This window comes from Corynebacterium sp. HMSC074A09, assembly GCF_001811545.1.
Lineage (GTDB): Bacteria > Actinomycetota > Actinomycetes > Mycobacteriales > Mycobacteriaceae > Corynebacterium > Corynebacterium hiratae.
Genome location: NZ_KV805150.1, coordinates 1 through 18,720 on the forward strand (window position 1 = coordinate 1; position 18,720 = coordinate 18,720).

The 18,720-nt window shown below is 60.9% G+C and carries 21 protein-coding genes and 1 riboswitch; of the genes, 13 read left to right on the forward strand and 8 right to left on the reverse strand.

The genetic code is table 11. The features are described from left to right. Positions 1-473: 473 nt before the first annotated feature. A complete protein-coding gene (locus HMPREF2807_RS06415) occupies positions 474-1,319 on the reverse strand; it encodes an acyl-CoA thioester hydrolase/BAAT C-terminal domain-containing protein (RefSeq protein WP_083306695.1) in 846 nt (281 codons plus the stop codon). Between the two features lie 449 nt (positions 1,320-1,768). Further along, positions 1,769-1,880: riboswitch (TPP riboswitch) on the forward strand. Here HMPREF2807_RS06415 and HMPREF2807_RS06420 point away from each other — a divergent pair. From HMPREF2807_RS06420 to HMPREF2807_RS06460, 9 genes are all read left to right on the forward strand, one after another. After that, positions 1,868-2,512, forward strand: coding sequence for an ECF transporter S component (locus HMPREF2807_RS06420; RefSeq protein WP_070511301.1), 645 nt, complete (start codon positions 1,868-1,870; stop codon positions 2,510-2,512). (Overlaps the previous riboswitch by 13 nt.) Before the next feature lie 114 nt (positions 2,513-2,626). Next, entirely contained in the window at positions 2,627-4,078 is a 1,452-nt protein-coding gene (locus tag HMPREF2807_RS06425) for an ABC transporter ATP-binding protein (protein ID WP_070511303.1), read from the forward strand. 103 nt (positions 4,079-4,181) lie between these two features. Continuing rightward, a complete protein-coding gene (locus HMPREF2807_RS06430; protein ID WP_049157369.1) occupies positions 4,182-4,904 on the forward strand; it encodes an energy-coupling factor transporter transmembrane component T family protein in 723 nt (240 codons plus the stop codon). A 42-nt stretch (positions 4,905-4,946) separates the two neighbouring features. Then, positions 4,947-5,561, forward strand: a complete 615-nt coding sequence (locus tag HMPREF2807_RS06435; RefSeq protein ID WP_369816141.1) for a nucleoside/nucleotide kinase family protein — start codon at positions 4,947-4,949, stop codon at positions 5,559-5,561. A 216-nt stretch (positions 5,562-5,777) separates the two neighbouring features. Next, entirely contained in the window at positions 5,778-6,149 is a 372-nt protein-coding gene (gene rpsL / locus HMPREF2807_RS06440) for a 30S ribosomal protein S12 (protein ID WP_005286791.1), read from the forward strand. 6 nt (positions 6,150-6,155) lie between these two features. After that, on the forward strand, positions 6,156-6,623 hold the full coding sequence (gene rpsG, locus HMPREF2807_RS06445; protein WP_046648491.1) for a 30S ribosomal protein S7: 468 nt from the start codon (positions 6,156-6,158) through the stop codon (positions 6,621-6,623). A gap of 300 nt (positions 6,624-6,923) precedes the next feature. Beyond that, positions 6,924-9,050, forward strand: a complete 2,127-nt coding sequence (gene fusA / locus HMPREF2807_RS06450; protein WP_046648490.1) for an elongation factor G — start codon at positions 6,924-6,926, stop codon at positions 9,048-9,050. A 363-nt stretch (positions 9,051-9,413) separates the two neighbouring features. After that, on the forward strand, positions 9,414-10,604 hold the full coding sequence (gene tuf, locus HMPREF2807_RS06455; protein ID WP_046648489.1) for an elongation factor Tu: 1,191 nt from the start codon (positions 9,414-9,416) through the stop codon (positions 10,602-10,604). Between the two features lie 109 nt (positions 10,605-10,713). Then, on the forward strand, positions 10,714-11,478 hold the full coding sequence (locus HMPREF2807_RS06460) for a hypothetical protein (protein WP_070511307.1): 765 nt from the start codon (positions 10,714-10,716) through the stop codon (positions 11,476-11,478). 375 nt (positions 11,479-11,853) lie between these two features. Here the strand turns inward: HMPREF2807_RS06460 and HMPREF2807_RS06465 are convergent, their stop codons facing one another. The 7 genes from HMPREF2807_RS06465 to HMPREF2807_RS06495 all read right to left on the reverse strand — a co-directional run bounded on the left by HMPREF2807_RS06465 (position 11,854) and on the right by HMPREF2807_RS06495 (position 16,096). Beyond that, on the reverse strand, positions 11,854-12,954 hold the full coding sequence (locus tag HMPREF2807_RS06465) for an HNH endonuclease signature motif containing protein (RefSeq protein WP_070511309.1): 1,101 nt from the start codon (positions 12,952-12,954) through the stop codon (positions 11,854-11,856). 92 nt (positions 12,955-13,046) lie between these two features. Further along, positions 13,047-13,613, reverse strand: coding sequence for an Asp23/Gls24 family envelope stress response protein (locus HMPREF2807_RS06470; RefSeq protein ID WP_046648484.1), 567 nt, complete (start codon positions 13,611-13,613; stop codon positions 13,047-13,049). Further along, entirely contained in the window at positions 13,606-14,184 is a 579-nt protein-coding gene (locus tag HMPREF2807_RS06475) for a DUF6286 domain-containing protein (RefSeq protein WP_049157355.1), read from the reverse strand. Before HMPREF2807_RS06475 ends, HMPREF2807_RS06470 begins: the two co-directional genes overlap by 8 nt. Then, a complete protein-coding gene (locus HMPREF2807_RS06480) occupies positions 14,181-15,065 on the reverse strand; it encodes an Asp23/Gls24 family envelope stress response protein (RefSeq protein WP_232751638.1) in 885 nt (294 codons plus the stop codon). Before HMPREF2807_RS06480 ends, HMPREF2807_RS06475 begins: the two co-directional genes overlap by 4 nt. Then, positions 15,065-15,259, reverse strand: coding sequence for a hypothetical protein (locus HMPREF2807_RS06485; protein WP_010189668.1), 195 nt, complete (start codon positions 15,257-15,259; stop codon positions 15,065-15,067). Before HMPREF2807_RS06485 ends, HMPREF2807_RS06480 begins: the two co-directional genes overlap by 1 nt. Before the next feature lie 32 nt (positions 15,260-15,291). Beyond that, complete coding sequence (locus HMPREF2807_RS06490; protein WP_046648481.1) at positions 15,292-15,597, reverse strand: hypothetical protein; 306 nt, start codon at positions 15,595-15,597, stop codon at positions 15,292-15,294. A gap of 1 nt (position 15,598) precedes the next feature. After that, positions 15,599-16,096 (reverse strand): Asp23/Gls24 family envelope stress response protein, encoded by a 498-nt coding sequence (locus HMPREF2807_RS06495; protein WP_046648480.1) that lies wholly within the window; start codon positions 16,094-16,096, stop codon positions 15,599-15,601. A 648-nt stretch (positions 16,097-16,744) separates the two neighbouring features. Between HMPREF2807_RS06495 and rpsJ the strand changes: the two genes are divergently transcribed. The 4 genes from rpsJ to rplW are packed head-to-tail and all read left to right on the forward strand — an operon-like array spanning position 16,745 to position 18,703. Beyond that, positions 16,745-17,050: a 30S ribosomal protein S10 gene (gene rpsJ / locus HMPREF2807_RS06500; RefSeq protein ID WP_003848085.1), complete on the forward strand. Its 306-nt coding sequence runs from the start codon at positions 16,745-16,747 to the stop codon at positions 17,048-17,050. 35 nt (positions 17,051-17,085) lie between these two features. Then, positions 17,086-17,742 (forward strand): 50S ribosomal protein L3, encoded by a 657-nt coding sequence (gene rplC, locus HMPREF2807_RS06505; protein WP_046648479.1) that lies wholly within the window; start codon positions 17,086-17,088, stop codon positions 17,740-17,742. Further along, a complete protein-coding gene (rplD, locus tag HMPREF2807_RS06510; RefSeq protein WP_010189650.1) occupies positions 17,739-18,401 on the forward strand; it encodes a 50S ribosomal protein L4 in 663 nt (220 codons plus the stop codon). Before rplC ends, rplD begins: the two co-directional genes overlap by 4 nt. Then, positions 18,401-18,703, forward strand: a complete 303-nt coding sequence (gene rplW, locus HMPREF2807_RS06515) for a 50S ribosomal protein L23 (RefSeq protein ID WP_046648478.1) — start codon at positions 18,401-18,403, stop codon at positions 18,701-18,703. The genes rplD and rplW overlap by 1 nt, the downstream gene beginning before the upstream one ends. Positions 18,704-18,720 lie beyond the last annotated feature (17 nt).

The window sequence follows — 18,720 nt, forward strand, 5'->3', positions numbered from 1 at the left end:
CTGTTGGCTGATGCTTGTGCACCGGGTGCTGGCGAGGGTTCCTCCAACTAGGAGAACCGTAGGATGTGTTTCCTCTAACAACACCGCTAAGGGAGGAGCGTTAACCTCCCACCCAACCTGAGAGTTGATGCAGTAGGGCATTGCTGCCGGGGCATAAGACTCCGGTAGCAAGCCCTAGTTCTCAGCTTGCTTGTATTTGTTTGATACTTTTGTTTATTTGATATTCCCGAAATACATTTAGTTATTTCATTAAGTCTTGGGTCTCCACCGAAGCTTTTCCTTTCCTTAAGCTGCGCGTGTGGAGGCTCATGGCCACTGGCATCTTTGCCAGTGCGCAAGTACCCCGTCGCGTAGGTCAGAGGACGCGGCGGGGTACATCTTTATGTTTTGACGTGACGGCGTCGTGTTTTGGTAAAGCCGTAAAGCCTTAGTCCTCGTCAGTCTCGGTTGTCATTGGCCTCAGGGTATGTGTTCTAAAGCTCGTGCCACTGCTTGAGGCGTTCAAGCAGGATGTGGTCGGAATCCACCTTGGCCTCGCGGTTGGCTGCGATTGTTCCGCCCATTATTTTTTCCCAGGAGGAGCCGATGAGTTGGTCGATGCTCTCGTGAAAGAGGTGGCCGGCGTCTTTGTAGATGTGGGGCTCAAGGTTCTCGTTCTGTGCGGCCAGAGCTTCCGCGGCAACGTCGCCTTGCCACATGGCGTCCTCGGTGCCGGCGAACAGAAGGCCGTGGCCTTTGAAGTTGCTCAGGTTGATGATGGACTCGGGGCTAGCTGCAGCAGCGTCGGCCTCATAGCCGGCGCGGTAGGACACGGGCAGGCCAAGCGCGAAGCGGAGCATAACCTTGCCCATTTCTGTTCCTTGTAATTTCGCAAAAGGAACGGGCTCACCGTGCCAGGAGAAACTACTCGTGGAGCCGCTGCCGCGCTGGTAAGTGAGGCTGCCGTAAGTGTGGTGCGCAGGCGTGTAGAGAACGATGTTGTCGATCTGCGGGTAGCGGGCGGCGAGATTGGCAGTAAGTTCCGCGCCCTTGGACGTACCGATAACAGTCAGCGGTGCGCTGCCGTTGCCGTGCTCCTCAGCGTAGGCGAGGACCTCGTCAAAGAACTCGAGTGGGACCTCGTCGATGAATTCCTTTTGCCCGGGCTTGCCAAAGAAGTACAAGGCGAGGACATCGTACCCGGCATCCCGTAGCATTCGTGCCTGTTCCACGTTGGCACCGCCGTCCGAGCCGCCGAAAACGATGACGGTGCCCCGGTGTGCCTGTGCAGATTGTTGTTCTTGTCCGGTGGCTAGCGGCGAGAGGTGGAAGCCCTTCATGTAGCGGCCGTCAATTCTTGAAACTCCTGCTTCTTTGAGGATGCGATCATCGCCACCTTCTGGTGGTTTGGGTGCAGCAAAGCGCCTGGAGTTGATGGAGCGGATTACCCAGACACCGGCGGCGGGGCAGCGATGCACACAAGAGGTATGCCGATTGCTTTGGAGATGACTTTGATTGCGGGCATAGAGGGACGAGCTCCTTTGTGATTGACTGTCACTCCAGTTTACTGATGCTTTTGGCTGGTGAAGTGTTGCGAGATGGCTTGATGGAGTGCTGGTGGCATGGGGGAGTAGTGAGGCTGCAGTGTGCTCTTAATGGTCCGGCTTGCTAAGCTGTCAGTGCTTTTGAGCGTGCTGAGCCGGTTCTTATTAGTGCTGGCGGCTGTACATAAAACAACAAATTAAACATCGTCACGGGTGCTTCCTCGTTCACACTGTGTTCTGCCTTTGAGGCTGCGTATGGGTGTCTCCGGAGGAGGCTGAGATGCCGCAGCGCAGCGGCGAACCGTCGAACCTGATCCGGATAATGCCGGCGAAAGGGAGGAATCATGAACTCTGTATCTCATGGTGGATCTGTTAATGGCGCAACTGCGAATGGCGCTGCTGCGCCGCGCAGTTTGAATTGGCGCGTCGTCGACATCGTGGTGGCCTCCGTGCTGGGTGTGGCGTGTGGAATCGTGTTCCTAGCGTGGAACACGGTGGGCTATGCCTGGTTCCAGGCCATGGATGCGCTCACGCCAGGCCTGGGTGGCATTGCCACCGGCATTTGGCTTCTTGGTGGTGTCGTTGGCGGTTTGATTATCCGTAAGCCGGGTGCCGCACTCTACGTGGAGCTGCTGGCGGCCATCGTGTCGGCGGTGCTGGGCTCCCAGTGGGGTATTAGTACGTTGTACTCCGGCATCGCGCAGGGCATTGGTGTGGAGATTGTGCTGGCCATCTTCCTCTACCGTCGCTTTAGCCTGGGCATTGCGATGCTCGGCGGCATGGCAGCTGGCTGGGGCGCGTTTGTGCTGGAGCTGTTTACCTCCGGAAACCTGGGCAAGACCCTGCAGTTCAACATCATCTACCTCGTCACGCTGAGCATCTCCGGCGCCATTCTGGCAGGAGCCGTGGGCTACATCGTGGTCAATGCGCTGGCGAAGACCGGTGCGCTGGACCGTTTTGCGGTCGGCCGCGAACAGCACAGTGCTTAAGCAAACGTTGCTTGTTGTGCGTTGCTTGCTGTGGATGCTTGTTGATTGTTGATGCTGAGCATTGACTGGTAGCTGAAGTAATGGCTGTTGCAAGGTGGCTGGTGGCTGATTCTGATGGCTGATGTGGGTTCGGTAGAAGATATGTCCGCGGGCGCGACGAAGCTTGTCGCACGCGGCTATGGCTGGACGCATGCGGGGAGGCGTGCGCCGGCGCTGGCGGATATTGACTTGGTTATATCACCGGGGGAGAAGGTCCTGCTGTGCGGAGATTCCGGGTCCGGGAAGTCCACGCTGCTGGCAGCTATCGCGGGCGTGTTGGGCGGCGATGACGAGGGCACCCGGGTGGGGGAAATCCTGCTGGAGGATGCCTCTGGTCACATCGAGCCGCCCGGCCGGACGATTCCGGTGGGCTTGGTGCTGCAGGACCCAGACTCCCAGGTGATTGCCGCGCGCGTGGGCGATGACGTTGCCTTTGGTTGTGAGAATTTGGCCTATCCGCGCTCTGAGATTTGGCAGCGGGTGTCGGCGGCGCTATCGATGGTGGGGCCCGCGGTGGACCTGTCTTTTCCCACGGAGCGTCTGTCCGGCGGGCAGAAGCAACGCTTGGCTTTGGCGGGTGTGATTGCCATGGGCGCGGGCATGGTGTTGCTCGATGAGCCGACGGCGAACCTCGACCCGGAGGGCGCGCGCGAGGTTATTGAGGCCGTGTCCACCATGGTGGAGCGCACCGGGGCCACCCTTATCGTGGTGGAACACCAGCACGCGGCGTGGAGGGGTGTGCTTGACCGTGCGATTGAGCTGAAGGATGGGCGCATCGTCGCCGACGGTCCCGTGGAGGCTGTTGTTGCTTCGCGCTCTATCAGCGGTTTGCCGCGGGCGCGGGATGCTGGTGGGACGTCGCCAAGCAGCACTGGAAGAGCACCCGAATCGGCGGCGCTGTGGAGCACGGACCTGGTCACCCGTTTCGGGCCGCCGCGCAGCTACGCGCTGCCCCGGGGGATGTCCACGGTGATTACCGGGCCGAATGGTGCGGGCAAGACCACGTGGCTGATGACGGTGGCGGGGTTGCTTCCAGCAGTGGCCGGGGAGATTGGTGTGGCAGAGTACGTGCGGCGGGGGCTGAAAGGCTCGCCGTTGACGTGGAAGTCCCGGGAATTGGCGGACCGCATTGGCTTCGTCTTCCAGAACCCCGAGCACCAATTCGTCGCCCGCACGGTGGCAGAGGAGCTGCGCGTGGCACCCCGTGTCATGCACCGCGAGGTGCCAGAGGGGCGCATCGCGGAACTCGTGGAGGCACTACGCCTGGGGCATGTGCTCAACGCCAATCCGTTTACGCTCTCCGGTGGGGAGAAGCGCCGGTTGTCGGTGGCCACTGCGTTGGTCACGGCGCCGGAGGTGCTGCTTCTCGACGAACCCACCTTCGGCCAAGACCCCCACACCTTCACCGAGTTGGTGTGGTTGCTGCGGCGCATGGCGGATGAGGGGACGACGATTGCGTCGGTGACCCACGATCCGTTGTTCATCTCCGCATTGGGTGACCACCGAGTGGAGGTGAGCCGTGGCTGAGACAACTACGTCGTCGGCGAACGCAGACGGCGCTGGTCGCGCCGATCGTGCTGGCCGTGCAGGTTTACTGCACGGCGTGAACCCGCTGACCCGAATTTTCCTCATGTTCGTGTGGGTGAGCCCGCTGTTGCTCTCCGTGGATTGGGTCTCTGCGGCAGTGTCCTTGGCCATGACTTTAGTTTTTGCGCCCCTGTGCGGGGTGTCGTGGCCGCGCCTGTTTAAAGCTGGCTGGTTCCTTTTTCTTATCGCTCCGTTGTCCGGCATTTCGATGCTGCTTTACGGCGCACCGGGCGGGCGGGAGTACTTCAGCTGGTGGCTGATCACGGTTACGGACAACTCGATGGAGCTGGCCATCGCCATTACGATGCGCGTGCTGGCGGTGGCGCTGCCCATGGTGGTGCTGGCGCGGGATATTGACCCGACGGAGTTGGGCGACGCCCTCTCGCAGATCCTCAAGCTACCTTCCCGCTTCGTCATCGGTGCGGTGGCCGGGGTGCGCATGATGACGTTGTTCAAATCCGATTGGCAGTACCTGGCCATGGCGCGGCGCGCGCGTGGGCTGACCGACGAGGGCCGCATCAAGCACCTCATCACCATGTCCTTCGGGCTCTTGGTGCTAGCCCTGCGGCGCGGGGGCAAGCTGGCCACGGCGATGGAGGCGCGCGGTTTCGGGCGAACCCCACCGGGCGGTGGGCAACGCACATGGGCGCGGCCGTCCCGCCTTGCCAGCAGAGACTGGCTGGTGATGGTGGTGGGAACGGGCCTTGCGGCGCTTCCGGTGGTAGTTTCGGTTCTCAGTGGGTCCTGGAGATTCTTCGGACTCTAGGACGACTCTCTCAAAGCTGCACGCTAGACGTACCCAGAAGTGGTGAAGAAATACATGCAGGACGCGGACCGCACGGCCGACCAGGACAGCGGTAAGGACACTGCCCAGACGCACGCCGCCGAGATGGATCGGCTCTTGGCCGATGTGGTGGCGCTCGCCGCGTCGCGCAAGCGCCCGATGCGCCCAGTCACCGTGCTTATCGACGGCCCCTCGGGCGCCGGCAAGACCTGGGCTTCTGCAGCGCTGGCTGAGCGTACCGGGTGGCGGGTAGTCCACCTTGACGAGTTCTACCCCGGCTGGCATGGGCTGCAAGAGGGTTCAGAGATGGTTTCAGAGCAAGTGCTGCGGGAGAATAACCCGGGCTATTGGCGCTGGGACTGGGATGCCAACGCGCCGAAGGACTGGGCGAGCCTGGATGAGCGCGATGATCTGATCGTCGAAGGAGTTGGTTCTGTCACCGAGGCCACCGTGGCCGCCGCCAAAGAGCGCGGCTCCGTGGTGACGGTGCGTATCGACGGGCCACGCGAGAAGCGCCGCGAGCGCGCCCTGGAGCGCGACCCTGGCTATGAAGAGTGGTTTGAAACCTGGGAGCGGCAGGAACAAGAACACTTCTCCGAGCGCGCGGTGGAGGCGGACCTGACCTGGGAGTGGCGCTAGCGGTTGGGGATTTGGGCAGATCAAAGGGGTGGTGGTAGTCTGTCCAAGGTTTCATCTTTATAGGAGATGAAAAGTCTGATCGGTATCTCAACCATCCGCTGGGAGAGATTCGTTCTGGACATGCGGAAGGGCCCCGGAGAAGAGCCCCTATTTTTGCATGTTTGGACGTGTGAAAGCGGTCAGTTCAAGCCGAAGTCATAGAGAAAGACTAGATTTATGCCAACTATTCAGCAGCTGGTCCGCAAGGGCCGCCACGACAAGAAGGCCAAGGTTGCTACGGCCGCCCTGAAGGGCTCCCCGCAGCGCCGTGGCGTGTGCACCCGCGTGTACACCACCACCCCGAAGAAGCCGAACTCGGCTCTGCGTAAGGTTGCCCGTGTGCGCCTGACCTCCGGTATCGAGGTTTCCGCCTACATTCCGGGCGAGGGCCACAACCTGCAGGAGCACTCCATGGTGCTCGTCCGCGGTGGTCGTGTGAAGGACCTCCCGGGTGTTCGCTACAAGATTATCCGCGGCGCACTGGATACCCAGGGCGTGAAGGACCGTAAGCAGGCTCGTTCCCGCTACGGCGCAAAGAAGGGACAGTAATCAACAATGCGTAAGAATGCTGCACCGAAGCGTCCTGTAGTTAAGGACCCGGTTTACAACTCCGAGCAGGTCACCATGCTCGTGAACAAGATCCTGCGTGACGGCAAGAAGTCCACCGCTGAGCGCATTGTGTACGGCGCTCTCGAGGTCTGCCGTGAGAAGACCGGTACCGACCCGGTCGGCACCCTGGAGAAGGCCCTGGGCAACATCCGCCCGGACCTCGAGGTTCGCTCCCGTCGTGTGGGCGGCGCTACCTACCAGGTTCCGGTTGAGGTTAAGCCGGCACGTGCCAACACCCTGGCTCTGCGTTGGCTGGTTACCTTTACCCGTCAGCGTCGTGAGAACTCCATGATCGAGCGTCTCGCAAACGAGATCCTCGATGCATCCAACGGCCTGGGTGCTTCCGTGAAGCGCCGTGAGGATACTCACAAGATGGCTGAGGCCAACCGCGCCTTCGCTCACTACCGCTGGTAATCCCTCCGGTATAACCCGCCACATGGCATCATGGCTCGAACAGCGATATCATCGTTTACCTGCGCTGACACTGCGTGTTCTCGCTCCCCTTGGCGGAGCGCTCCACGCTAAACAGTGCGGAACCTAAACTTGAATAGCGTTGTTCGGGCCATTTTTATGGCGTGGGCTCCACGTCTCACGCTGACGTAGAAGCCCAGACGTGGCAAAATAGACCAAGACCTATCCATGAAGACGTCACCTATGTTTCGTCAGTGCATAACTGGCGTCGGCGTCGACGACAATTAAGTTGGGGTATTAACTGTGGCACAAGAAGTGCTTAAGGATCTGAACAAGGTCCGCAACATCGGCATCATGGCGCACATCGATGCGGGTAAGACCACTACCACCGAGCGCATCCTCTTCTACACCGGTATTAACCGTAAGGTCGGTGAGACCCACGATGGTGGCGCCACCACTGACTGGATGGAGCAGGAGAAGGAGCGCGGCATCACCATTACGTCCGCTGCTGTGACCTGTTTCTGGAACAACAACCAGATCAACATCATTGACACCCCGGGCCACGTGGACTTCACCGTTGAGGTTGAGCGCTCCCTGCGTGTTCTCGACGGCGCTGTTGCTGTCTTCGACGGCAAGGAAGGTGTGGAGCCGCAGTCCGAGCAGGTGTGGCGCCAGGCTGCTAAGTACGACGTCCCTCGTATCTGCTTCGTCAACAAGATGGACAAGATGGGCGCGGACTTCTACTTCACCGTCCAGACCATCATTGATCGCCTCGGCGCTAAGCCGTTGGTCATGCAGCTGCCGATCGGTGCTGAAGATGACTTCGATGGCGTCGTCGACCTGATCAACATGAAGGCGCTGACCTGGCGCGGCAAGGTAGAAACCGGAACCGAAGCCACTATCGAGGAGATCCCTGCCGAGTTGCAGGAGAAGGCTGAAGAGTACCGCGAGAAGCTGCTCGAGACCGTCGCTGAGTCCGACGAAGAGCTCATGGAGAAGTACTTCGGCGGCGAAGAGCTGACCATTGAGGAAATCAAGGGCGCTATCCGCAAGCTGACCGTGAGCTCCGAGATCTACCCGGTCCTCTGCGGTACCGCTTACCGCAACAAGGGTGTCCAGCCGCTGCTCGACGCTATTGTTGACTACCTCCCGAACCCGCTGGACATCGGCGAGGTCAACGGCACCTCCCTCGACGGTGAGGAGACCCTGACTCGTAAGCCTTCCGTCCAGGAGCCGTTCTCCGCACTGGCCTTCAAGATTGCCGTGCACCCGTTCTTCGGCAAGCTCACCTACGTGCGTGTCTACTCCGGCCAGGCTATCCCGGGCGAGCAGATGCTCAACTCCACCAAGAACAAGAAGGAGCGCGTGGGCAAGCTCTTCCAGATGCACGCGAACAAGGAGAACCCGGTCGAGCACGCCGACGCCGGTAACATCTACGCGTTCATCGGCCTGAAGGAAACCACCACCGGTGACACCCTGTGTAACCCGGACAACCCGATCATCCTTGAGTCCATGGACTTCCCGGATCCGGTTATCCAGGTTGCTATTGAGCCGAAGACCAAGGCTGACCAGGAGAAGCTGGGTACCGCTATCCAGAAGCTCGCTGAAGAGGACCCGACCTTCACCGTTCACCTCGACGAGGAGTCCGGCCAGACCGTTATCGGCGGTATGGGCGAGCTGCACCTCGACGTTCTGGTTGACCGCATGAAGCGCGAGTTCAAGGTTGAGGCCAACATCGGTAACCCGCAGGTTGCTTACCGCGAGACCATCCGCAAGAAGGTCGAGTCCCTGGAATACACCCACAAGAAGCAGACCGGTGGTTCTGGCCAGTTCGCAAAGGTTATCGTCACCATCGAGCCGTACAACCCGGAGCCGGAAGAGCTGGAAGAGGGCGAGTCCGCAACCTACAAGTTCGAGAACTCCGTCACCGGTGGCCGCGTTCCGAAGGAGTACATCCCGTCCGTCGACGCTGGTATCCAGGACGCCATGCAGTACGGCTTCGTCGCTGGCTTCCCGCTGGTGAACATCAAGGCCACCCTCGAGGATGGCGCTTACCACGACGTTGACTCCTCTGAGATGGCCTTCAAGCTCGCCGGCTCCCAGGTCCTTAAGGAGGCCGTCGCTAAGGCTAAGCCGGTTCTGCTGGAGCCGATCATGGCCGTTGAGGTTGTGACCCCGGAGGAGTACATGGGTACCGTCAACGGTGACATCTCCTCCCGTCGTGGCCAGGTCTTCGCTATGGAAGACCGCTCCGGCGCCAAGGTCGTCAAGGCTAAGGTTCCGCTGTCCGAGATGTTCGGCTACATCGGTGACCTGCGTTCTTCCACCGCTGGCCGTGCAAACTTCACCATGGTCTTCGACTCCTACGCTGAGGTTCCGTCCTCCGTGGCACAGGAGATCATCGAGGAGCGCACCGGCGCCAAGGCCTAACTTTTAGGCCCCTGCCGCAAAGGCGTACATGCGGGGCTGGTAGTCTTCGCCAGTGGAAGACCAGTTCCGCGCCTTGGGGTAGCGGTCGGCTGAGCGCACACGCTTGATGTGGGTTGAGCCGGCCGTTACCCTCCCAGGATCCGTTAATTTGATTCTTGTCGAGGGTCAACGTCCGCACGTGTTGGGCGGGGTTACCTCCTATTTAGGCAGTTTGAAAAAACTGCGGCATAAATCTAGGATCGTGTAACTGGCACGTAAGAAAGCGTCATTAGCGCTTATGAGCTTCGGCTCGAAGTGCCAATGGCAATACAAACCACGTGGCTGCGAAATACGTAGCCGCCATAGAGTCCAGGAGGACAAACAGTGGCAAAGGAGAAGTTCGAGCGTACGAAGCCGCATGTGAACATCGGCACCATCGGACACGTCGACCACGGCAAGACCACCACCACCGCAGCGATCACCAAGGTTCTGGCTGACGCTTACCCGGAGGAGAACACCGCTTTCGCCTTCGACATGATCGATAAGGCTCCTGAGGAGAAGGAGCGCGGTATTACCATCAACATCTCCCACGTTGAGTACTCCACCCCGAAGCGCCACTACGCACACGTGGACGCCCCGGGCCACGCCGACTACATCAAGAACATGATTACCGGTGCTGCTCAGATGGACGGCGCTATCCTGGTTGTTGCTGCAACCGATGGCCCGATGCCGCAGACCCGCGAGCACGTTCTGCTGGCTCGCCAGGTTGGCGTTCCGTACATCCTCGTTGCACTGAATAAGTGTGACATGGTTGACGATGAGGAAATCATCGAGCTCGTCGAGATGGAGATCCGTGAGCTGCTCGCTGAGCAGGACTACGATGAGGAAGCTCCGATCGTTCACATTTCCGCTCTGAAGGCTCTTGAGGGCGACGAGAAGTGGGTACAGTCTGTTATCGACCTGATGCAGGCTTGCGATGACTCCATCCCGGATCCGGTCCGCGAGCTGGACAAGCCGTTCCTGATGCCGATTGAGGACATCTTCACCATTACCGGCCGCGGTACCGTTGTTACCGGCCGTGTTGAGCGTGGCTCCCTGAACGTCAACGAGGACATCGAGATCATCGGCATCAAGGAGAAGTCGATGTCCACCACCGTTACCGGTATCGAGATGTTCCGCAAGATGATGGACTACACCGAGGCTGGCGACAACTGTGGTCTGCTTCTGCGTGGTACCAAGCGTGAAGAGGTTGAGCGTGGCCAGGTTTGCATCAAGCCGGGCGCTTACACCCCGCACACCAAGTTCGAGGGTTCCGTCTACGTCCTGAAGAAGGAAGAGGGCGGCCGCCACACCCCGTTCATGGACAACTACCGTCCGCAGTTCTACTTCCGCACCACCGACGTTACCGGCGTCGTCAAGCTGCCTGAGGGCACCGAGATGGTTATGCCGGGCGACAACGTTGAGATGTCCGTAGAGCTCATCCAGCCGGTCGCTATGGACGAGGGCCTGCGCTTCGCTATCCGCGAGGGCTCCCGTACCGTCGGCGCTGGCCGCGTTACCAAGATCCTGGGCTAATTCTTGCTAGGGCCTAAGGCCCTTCCTGATTTAGCAGGTCTGTGAGCCGCTCAATCCCTGATGGGGTTGGGCGGCTTTGGTGATCGTGGGCCTACTAGGCTTGAGAGTTATGTTCGACCCAACCCGCATTGACCGCACCCTCGCCGCACTGCGCGCCGCGTGGGAAGGCCAACCGGACCTTCCCCTGGGAACCCTGTTTGGCATGTTGGCGGCGGAGGGCTACGGCTGGGGCGTGCCTGACGACGAACTCAGCGCGCGGCTGGAGGCGATGGCGGCTGTGCATCCCCCGCTTGTGCCTCTCGACGTCAATCTCGTCACCGAGGGCCTCTGGCTCGTCGTTACGCCCACACACCGCGTGACACTAGCCCCTACGACTGCGGCCCCTCGCAATGTGGAGCAGAGCCGACAGGCGGAGTCTGTGGCGGTGGTGAGACCGATATCCAAGGACGGGCAGCGTGGCCAGCCGGTGGCGTGGACAGTGTCAGCCCTCCGGCCCGTTGGACCAGGACGACCGCTCGTGATTGCCGATGCCGAAGGCTTCGAGCATCGGTTTGGCGTCGTCGAGTCCGTTACACGCTTGCGAGAAGACCATCGCAACCTGACCGGCCTTAAGCGACGCAGCGTGGGGGACCGAGTGTGGTTCATTCGTACCGATGCCGAAACGATCATCCTTGACCACGGCCTCCACATCGTGGAGCGCAAGAATCGGGAGCTTATCCGTACCGACTTCTCGTGGCACACCATCGAGGCCGGGGAAATCGGGGAACCGCTTCGCGTCCACCTTTCCCGGGGCACGCTGCACACCTTTGGGCGTATCCAGGAGGTCATTCTCGCTGAATCCGCGCCTTGGAACGAGCCCGCCTCGCCTTACTAGCGAGGCCCTGTTCAGCCCGCCGAAATCCTCGCGACGCGCCTAACCCGCCAGGTCTTTTGCACTTCTCGAGCAGATAGCCGCTAGCACGCTGCTCCGCGCGTTAGATCGCCGATGTGCCCACTGAACTGTGAGGTTAACGCCTGAATCGTTGCGTGGGTTCGCCAAGTTCCCTGTCACCCTGGCTGTGGTTGCTGGGTCTCGTTCTTTAAGGGCTTAAGGATCCTGCCGTGGCTGCCCCTGTTGTATCCGGCGTCGAGTGAAGCGCAACCTGGGATCGCCGATGTCCCCGTCAGCATGTTTTGTCTGACGGGTTCTTCTATCGGGAGCGCTTTTGTTGCAGGTAATTGGCGCTTTTTGTGTTTGGTGGCTGGGGTGTTAGCTGCTGTCCGGTGGCGGGTCTGGTGGTTGTCCTGCTTGCTCGGCGGTGAGTCTGGCGACTGCTTCTTGGTATTCCGGCATTTCCGTGATTGGTGTACCCCAGGGCGGGATGAAGCTGACCCCGGTGTTGAGGCGGTACATATAACCGCGCCCGGTAGGCCTTAAAGGGTCATCGTCGTTAATGCCGTTGTGGTAGGCGCACAGGAAGGTCAAGTTCTTAATGTTGGTGTAGCCACCAGCCTGCCAAGGGATGAGATGATGCACCTGGCAGTAATCGGCTGGCTTATTACACCCAGGTCTAGAACAGGTGTGGAATTCAGCGTGCAGGGTAAGACGTTGCTTGAAGTTTGCCCCGCGCTCGAGCCGCCAGGTGTTGATGGGGCCTTCGATGGGGTGCACGATGGTGGCGTAGCCGATTTCGGCAAACTTATGGGTGAGAAACTCAGCGCCTGTCATGCGCGCACCGTTGGTCAAGTTGAGTTCGATCTCGTCCCCGTCGCCGTTGATGATTTGGTCCAACTCGTTCAGTGTGACGATGACTTGGGTGCGCACCGCTGGCTTTGTGCCGGCTGTTTCTTGGTTGAAGAAGACGTCGTTGGCGGCTTTGAGTAGGTCGGTGTTGTTGGTGGATTCTAAGACTGCGCGCATGTTGGCAATCGTGGTGGCATCATCGGTAATGGAGAGGGTGTTTGGGCCTTCGGATCTGTAGGTGATGCGCACGCCGGGTTTGGCGGTTCTTTTACGTGTGAGTTCTTTCAGCCGTGCGGTGGCAACGGCTCGGATGCGGTGTGCGGGTGTGGCGGCGAGTTTTGCTCGGAGGTTCCACGCGTCGAGGGTTTTCTTTACTTTTGAAACGTAGGTTTCGATGAGTGTGAGGGTGCCCAGGCTGTGGCGTTGGGCAAGGGCTGCTGCACGTGCTTTCTTTTGCTTACCGGTGTAGCGGGTGGGGCCGAAGTACACCTGGTGCAGGCCTGCGAGTTCGGTGGCGTCGGCTGGGTCAGCGCCGAGCGCGCGAAGCTCATCGGGTGTGCCAGGTATGTTTTCCACCAGCGCAATCCCCGAGTTGCGGAGGCGGAGGTAGGTTTCAATATCCCCCATGGGCACAGAGACTAAAACAGCACTCCCGACCCCGCAACCGGAAGAAGAAAAACCCTGCTCGCGAGTAGTTTTGTGAGCAGGGTAGGTGGTATCTAGAGGACCGCGTTGCGCACCTTCGTGAAGTGGACCTTGTATCGCGTATCCACATCCACGTCAGGGAACGCGGCACGGAAGTCCCGGTCGTTGACTTCGATGGCGTCCTTGATTCGCAGCAACGGGGTATCGGGATCTGCCAGGACCTCGTACTGCAGAGTCGGCCGCGAGCGGTCGTAGGCGACGAGCCGCGAGACCTTCTCCACGCCCTCAACCTCAGCGAGGGTATCCGCCACCGCGCCTGCAATAGCGGACATCTCAGTTTTAATCGCTCCCTCCTCATTCGATTGTTCCGAAGAGACCGCGCTAAACCGATGGTGCCGCAGGTTGCTGATCACAAGCCACAGACCGGCTAGGGCGCAGACAATCGTCGCCAAGCCCAGCGCATAGGGCCACCAGCCCTGCTCCGGTAAGCCCGCCCATGTGTCGTGGTCAACCCACGTTGCCAGGTAGGTGGCAAAAGACACGTCGAAGTGAATGAGAATCGGCCACGCGCCCAGAGCAATGAGCAGGACTCCCACAATGGCAAGGATCGTACGGTCCACGCCGGCAAGCGCCTTAGACATTAGCGATCTCCTCCTGTTCATCCTCAAGCACCACGGTGATGTCCGGAGCCGGGGTAATAGCCGCGAGTGCCGCGGTTACCGCCTCAGTCACGCGCTCTTTAAGCTGCGCGTCGTCGGCATCGCCCGTCGCAGTCACCGTTATGCGCGCATGGTCCTTAGAGATCCGCGCCCTACTACGCGCCGCCGTGGTTCCCGGCACCCGACGCGCCGTTGCCGACGCCACCCGCGCAATGTCCACCGCGCGCAACCACATCGACGCATCCTCGGAGCCAATCCGCACGTGCGTCGTCTTCCGCGGCGCACACGCCGCCCACAACAAAATCAGTCCGATGAGGATGGCCGCACCGCCGGCCACCAGCATCCACCCGTGGATCTCCGGGGAGGACATCACATCGATGAACGGCTGCAACCACGACGCAGCGCCCTCATCGGCACCCACGACCCAGGCCTCACGCCCCACGACCACGGCGGCGACGAGCAGGACGATGCCCAGAATGATGGTCCAGCCGCGCGCCGGCGGGGAGGCCTTCGGGCGTTGACCAAAGCCAACGGGCAGGGAGTTCTCACTCATAATGGCCTCCTATCGTTGATAGTGATGGCGCGCAGCGGAGCCGGGCGCGGGACGTCTACCCGGCGTGTGAAATCGACCGAGGGCCGAATCTCAATCGGGCGCAGCTGGAGCGGCTCGGCGTGCGGGGAGCGCAGCGCTGGTGCCTGTGGAACGTCCACGTGCCGCGGCTGGACCGGGCGGGGAGTAGTGATGCGGCGCAACGCGAATTCCTGGGGCGACGCCACCGAACGAACGTTGACGGGTGCGGGGTCAGCAATAGCACGCAGCGGCCGCGGCGCTGGCGTGCGAATTGGCCGAAGCTCGTCGTAGCGCTGCTCTGAAGGGCCGAAACCTTCCGTGCGAACCGCAACCTCGGATGGCGCGGCAACACCCCGCACCCGCGGTCCCTCCGGTGCCGCCACAGCACGTACCGTAGCCTCGCGTGGGGCCGTAATGTGGCGCACGGGCGCGCCGTTCGCGGTGGTGATGGGCTTGAGGACACGCTCCGGCACAATCGCGGGGATCTGCGCCTGCAGCGGCGCCCGTGTCTCGACCGCCAAGGCAGTCGTGCGTTCGCCTGCCACGGCGCCACCCACGGTGACGTTGACGCGGGTGGTCCGGAAACCGGTGAAATCACGCACGGCCTCACGTATCGCCGTGCGAACGGCTGCCGCAACGTCGGTGACGGGGGAGGGCCAGTAGACGGCAATATCGACGTCGACAGCGACCATCTGCGTATCCGGATCCATCTGCGCCATCACGCGCGGAAAGGCGCGGCCGGCCAGGCCAGCTAGTTTGGCGTCGACAGCCGCGGTTCCCGGCACGCTCGCAATGGCGGCGTTAATAACCTTCTCCATCGCGCGCAGAGAAAAGCGGGTGCGGCCGTGTTTGGCGGTGCTCACTAGCCTCGGCCTCTATCCTGGCCGACCACGCCCTTCCATACCGCAGTGAGGTCGATGCGGCCGTCGAAATGCGCGCCAATCACGCCACCGACTGCGGCGAGCAGCACCGCGAGCGCGACGTACCACACGCCGAGGTAGATGAAAAAGGCCAGAACCAAGCCGGCGATCACGCCGAGGGAGGTGTAATTCTTCATGGTTTTCCTTTAGTTCTGTGTGTCGGTTCCTTTTAGACCGCGTCGTCGAAGACAACGTCCACGCGGCGCACCGCGGGCCAGGTGACGCGGACGGTGGTGCGGGTGGCGTCGCCAAGCTCGGCGAGGGGAACGCCAGCGCTGACATCAACGACGATGTGCAGCTCCAGGTGCGTGTCATCCTGTGGGCTGGGGCGGCGGATGCCGTGCACGCGCTCACCGGGGAAGAGCAGCGCGACCTCCCCGAACCGGCCGGGCGAAAGCTTGGCGACGCCCCTCAGATCCGTCACCGCCTCCGCTATGGACGTGGCAATGGGGAGGGTGAGCTCGGCAGAGGTCACGTTATGCCTGGCCCTGGGTAACTGCCGGGGCCGTTTCGGCAGACTCGTCTTCTTCGCGCGGCAGCTTGACGTCGTGGACGACGACATCGACACGGTCCACGGACAGGCCGGTCATGCGCTCGACCGCGTTCATGATGTTGCGGCGGATAGCCTCGGCGAGCTCGTGGATGGCCACGCCGTACTCGGCGATGATGGCGATATCAATGGAAGCGGTGCCGTTGTTCACCTCGACGCTCACGCCCTGGCGGACGTCCTCGGAAGCGCCGAAGGATTCGCGGATGGAGCCCATCATGCGGGCGCCACCGCCGCCGAGGGCGGCGACGCCGGAAACCTCGCGGGCAGCGATGCCGGCGATCTTGGACACAACGACATCATCGATGCGGGTGGTGCCGAAATCGGTCTCCAGGTTCTTGTTGCGCTCCGGGGCAGGGGCCGGGGTGGCGTCGTTAGCCGGGGCGGTCTGCTCGGCGACGTCCTTGGGGGTGGTGTTCTCAGCCATGGTGGATCCCTCTCACTGTGTAGTTGATGTAGGTCTGTATCTACGCCACGAGCTTAACCTCGAACGCGGTCCGCGGGGCGGCGGAGAGTCAATCCTTGGCCAAAACGTGATGTTACCCACTGTTTCTGCAGGAGTTTGGAAAACGCGAGGTTACGTGCTTAAATACAGGGGTTGCTTTAACACAGCGGCGTAGCCGCAGGCTTCAGCCTGTAGGGCGTCGTTGCTGGTAAGGCGAACATGACACCTTTGTTGTGGAGTTCTTCTGGAACTACACGCGAAGGTCATCCGATCGGGCTAGGTCCGCGCTTGAGCAGAGACAATCCCGAGAAGATGGACCGGAGAAGGGGCATGGCAAATAAACAGCGGCAGTATATGAATAAGACTTTGGTTGCGGATCATTGAGATCTAACGCCCCAGTCTTCTTCCTATTTACTTTGACTACGGGTCTTGTACCCCGTCACGAGCACTGCACTCTGGGCTTTTGCCTTAAGTCACTCTCGTGGTCGTCATGACAGTCAGACAACTGGCGTTGAGCCATGGCTTCCAGCCCGGACAACGTTATAGAGAAATCGAGAAGCAATTTCCCACCGCTTCACGCCCCGGATAGGCCGGGAATGTGAAAGTGGGGAAGCGAGGAAGAGGATAAGCGTGGCGGGACAAAAAATCCGCATTCGGCTGAAGGCCTACGACCACGAGGCCATCGACGCTTCTGCTAAGAAGATCGTCGAGACCGTTACCCGTACGGGTGCTCGTGTTGTCGGCCCGGTGCCGCTCCCAACCGAGAAGAACGTATACGCCGTTATTCGTTCTCCGCACAAGTACAAGGACTCTCGCGAGCACTTCGAGATGCGCACTCACAAGCGCCTCATCGACATTCTCGACCCGACCCCGAAGACCGTTGACGCCCTTATGCGCATCGACCTTCCGGCAAGCGTCGACGTGAATATCCAGTAAGCGATCGACACAACGTATTTGGTGGAGAACAAACAATGAGTGAAAACGAGATCAAGGGAATTCTGGGCACCAAGCTCGGCATGACCCAGGTCTTCGACGAGGAGAACCGCGTTGTGCCGGTGACTGTCGTCGAGGCTGGCCCGTGCGTGGTTACCCAGATCCGTACTGTAGAAACCGATGGCTACAACGCCATCCAGATTGCCTTCGGCGAGAAGGACCCGCGCAAGGTCAACAAGCCTGCAACCGGTCACTTCAAGAAGGCTGGCGTGACCCCGCGCCGTTACGTCGCTGAGATCCGCATGGACGATACCTCCGCATACGAGGTCGGCCAGGAGGTCAAGGTGGACATCTTCGAGGGCGTTACCTTCGTTGACGTCACCGGTACCACCAAGGGTCACGGCTACGCTGGCGCCATGAAGCGCCACGGCTTCGCAGGCCAGGGCGCTGCCCACGGTAACCAGGCTGCCCACCGCCGCGTTGGTGGCATTGGTGGCGCTTCGTTCCCGGGCCGCGTCTTCAAGGGTAAGCGCATGGCTGGCCGCATGGGCCAGGACCGCGTGACCACCCAGAACCTGAAGATTCAGAAGATTGATGCCGAGTCCAACCTGCTGCTCATCAAGGGTGCTATCCCGGGTGCGCGCGGTGGCCTCGTCACCGTTAAGACCGCAGTGAAGGGCGGTGCACACGCATGAGCAACCTCAAGCTAGACGTCCAGACCGCTGACGGTAAGACCAACGGCACCGTTGAGTTGCCGGCCGAGCTCTTTGACACCGAGGCATCCATTGCTCTGATGCACCAGGTTGTCAACGCACAGCTCGCTGCCGCTCGTCAGGGTACCCACAAGACCAAGACTCGCGGCGAGGTCCGCGGTGGTGGTCGCAAGCCGTTCCGCCAGAAGGGCACCGGCCGCGCCCGCCAGGGCTCCATCCGTGCGCCGCACTACACCGGCGGTGGCACCGTGCATGGCCCGGTTCCGCGCGACTACTCCCAGCGCACCCCGAAGCGCATGATCAAGGCTGCTCTCTACGGCGCACTGTCTGACCGTGCACGCAACGAGCGCATCCACGTCATCGAGGAGCTCGTCCCGGGCCAGACCCCGTCCACCAAGCAGGCCAAGGCTTTCATCGAGCGCCTCACCGACCGCAAGAATGTTCTTCTGGTCATCGGCCGCGAGGACATCAATGCTCGCCGCAGCGCCAACAACCTGCCGAACGTCCAGATCCTGGATGCCGGCCAGCTGAACACCTACGACGTCCTCTACTCGGACGACGTTGTGTTCTCCGTTGAGGCTCTGCACACCTTCGTCGAGCGCGCTACCGGCGCCGCCGAGGAAGCTAAGGAGGAGAAGTAATGGCTAAGCTCGCTAACCCGCGCGACGTCATCATCGCACCGGTTGTGTCCGAGAAGTCCTACGGCCTGATGGAGCAGAACGTCTACACGTTCTACGTCTCCACGGACTCCAACAAGACCCAGATTAAAGATGCCGTCGAGCAGATCTTCGGCGTGAAGGTTGCTTCCGTGAACACCGTGAACCGTGCAGGCAAGCGTAAGCGCACCCGCACCGGCTTCGGTCAGCGTAAGTCCACCAAGCGCGCCTACGTGACGCTCCGTGAAGGCAGCGACTCCATCGACGTCTTCGGCGCAGGCGCTTAAGCCCCACCGAAGAGCCG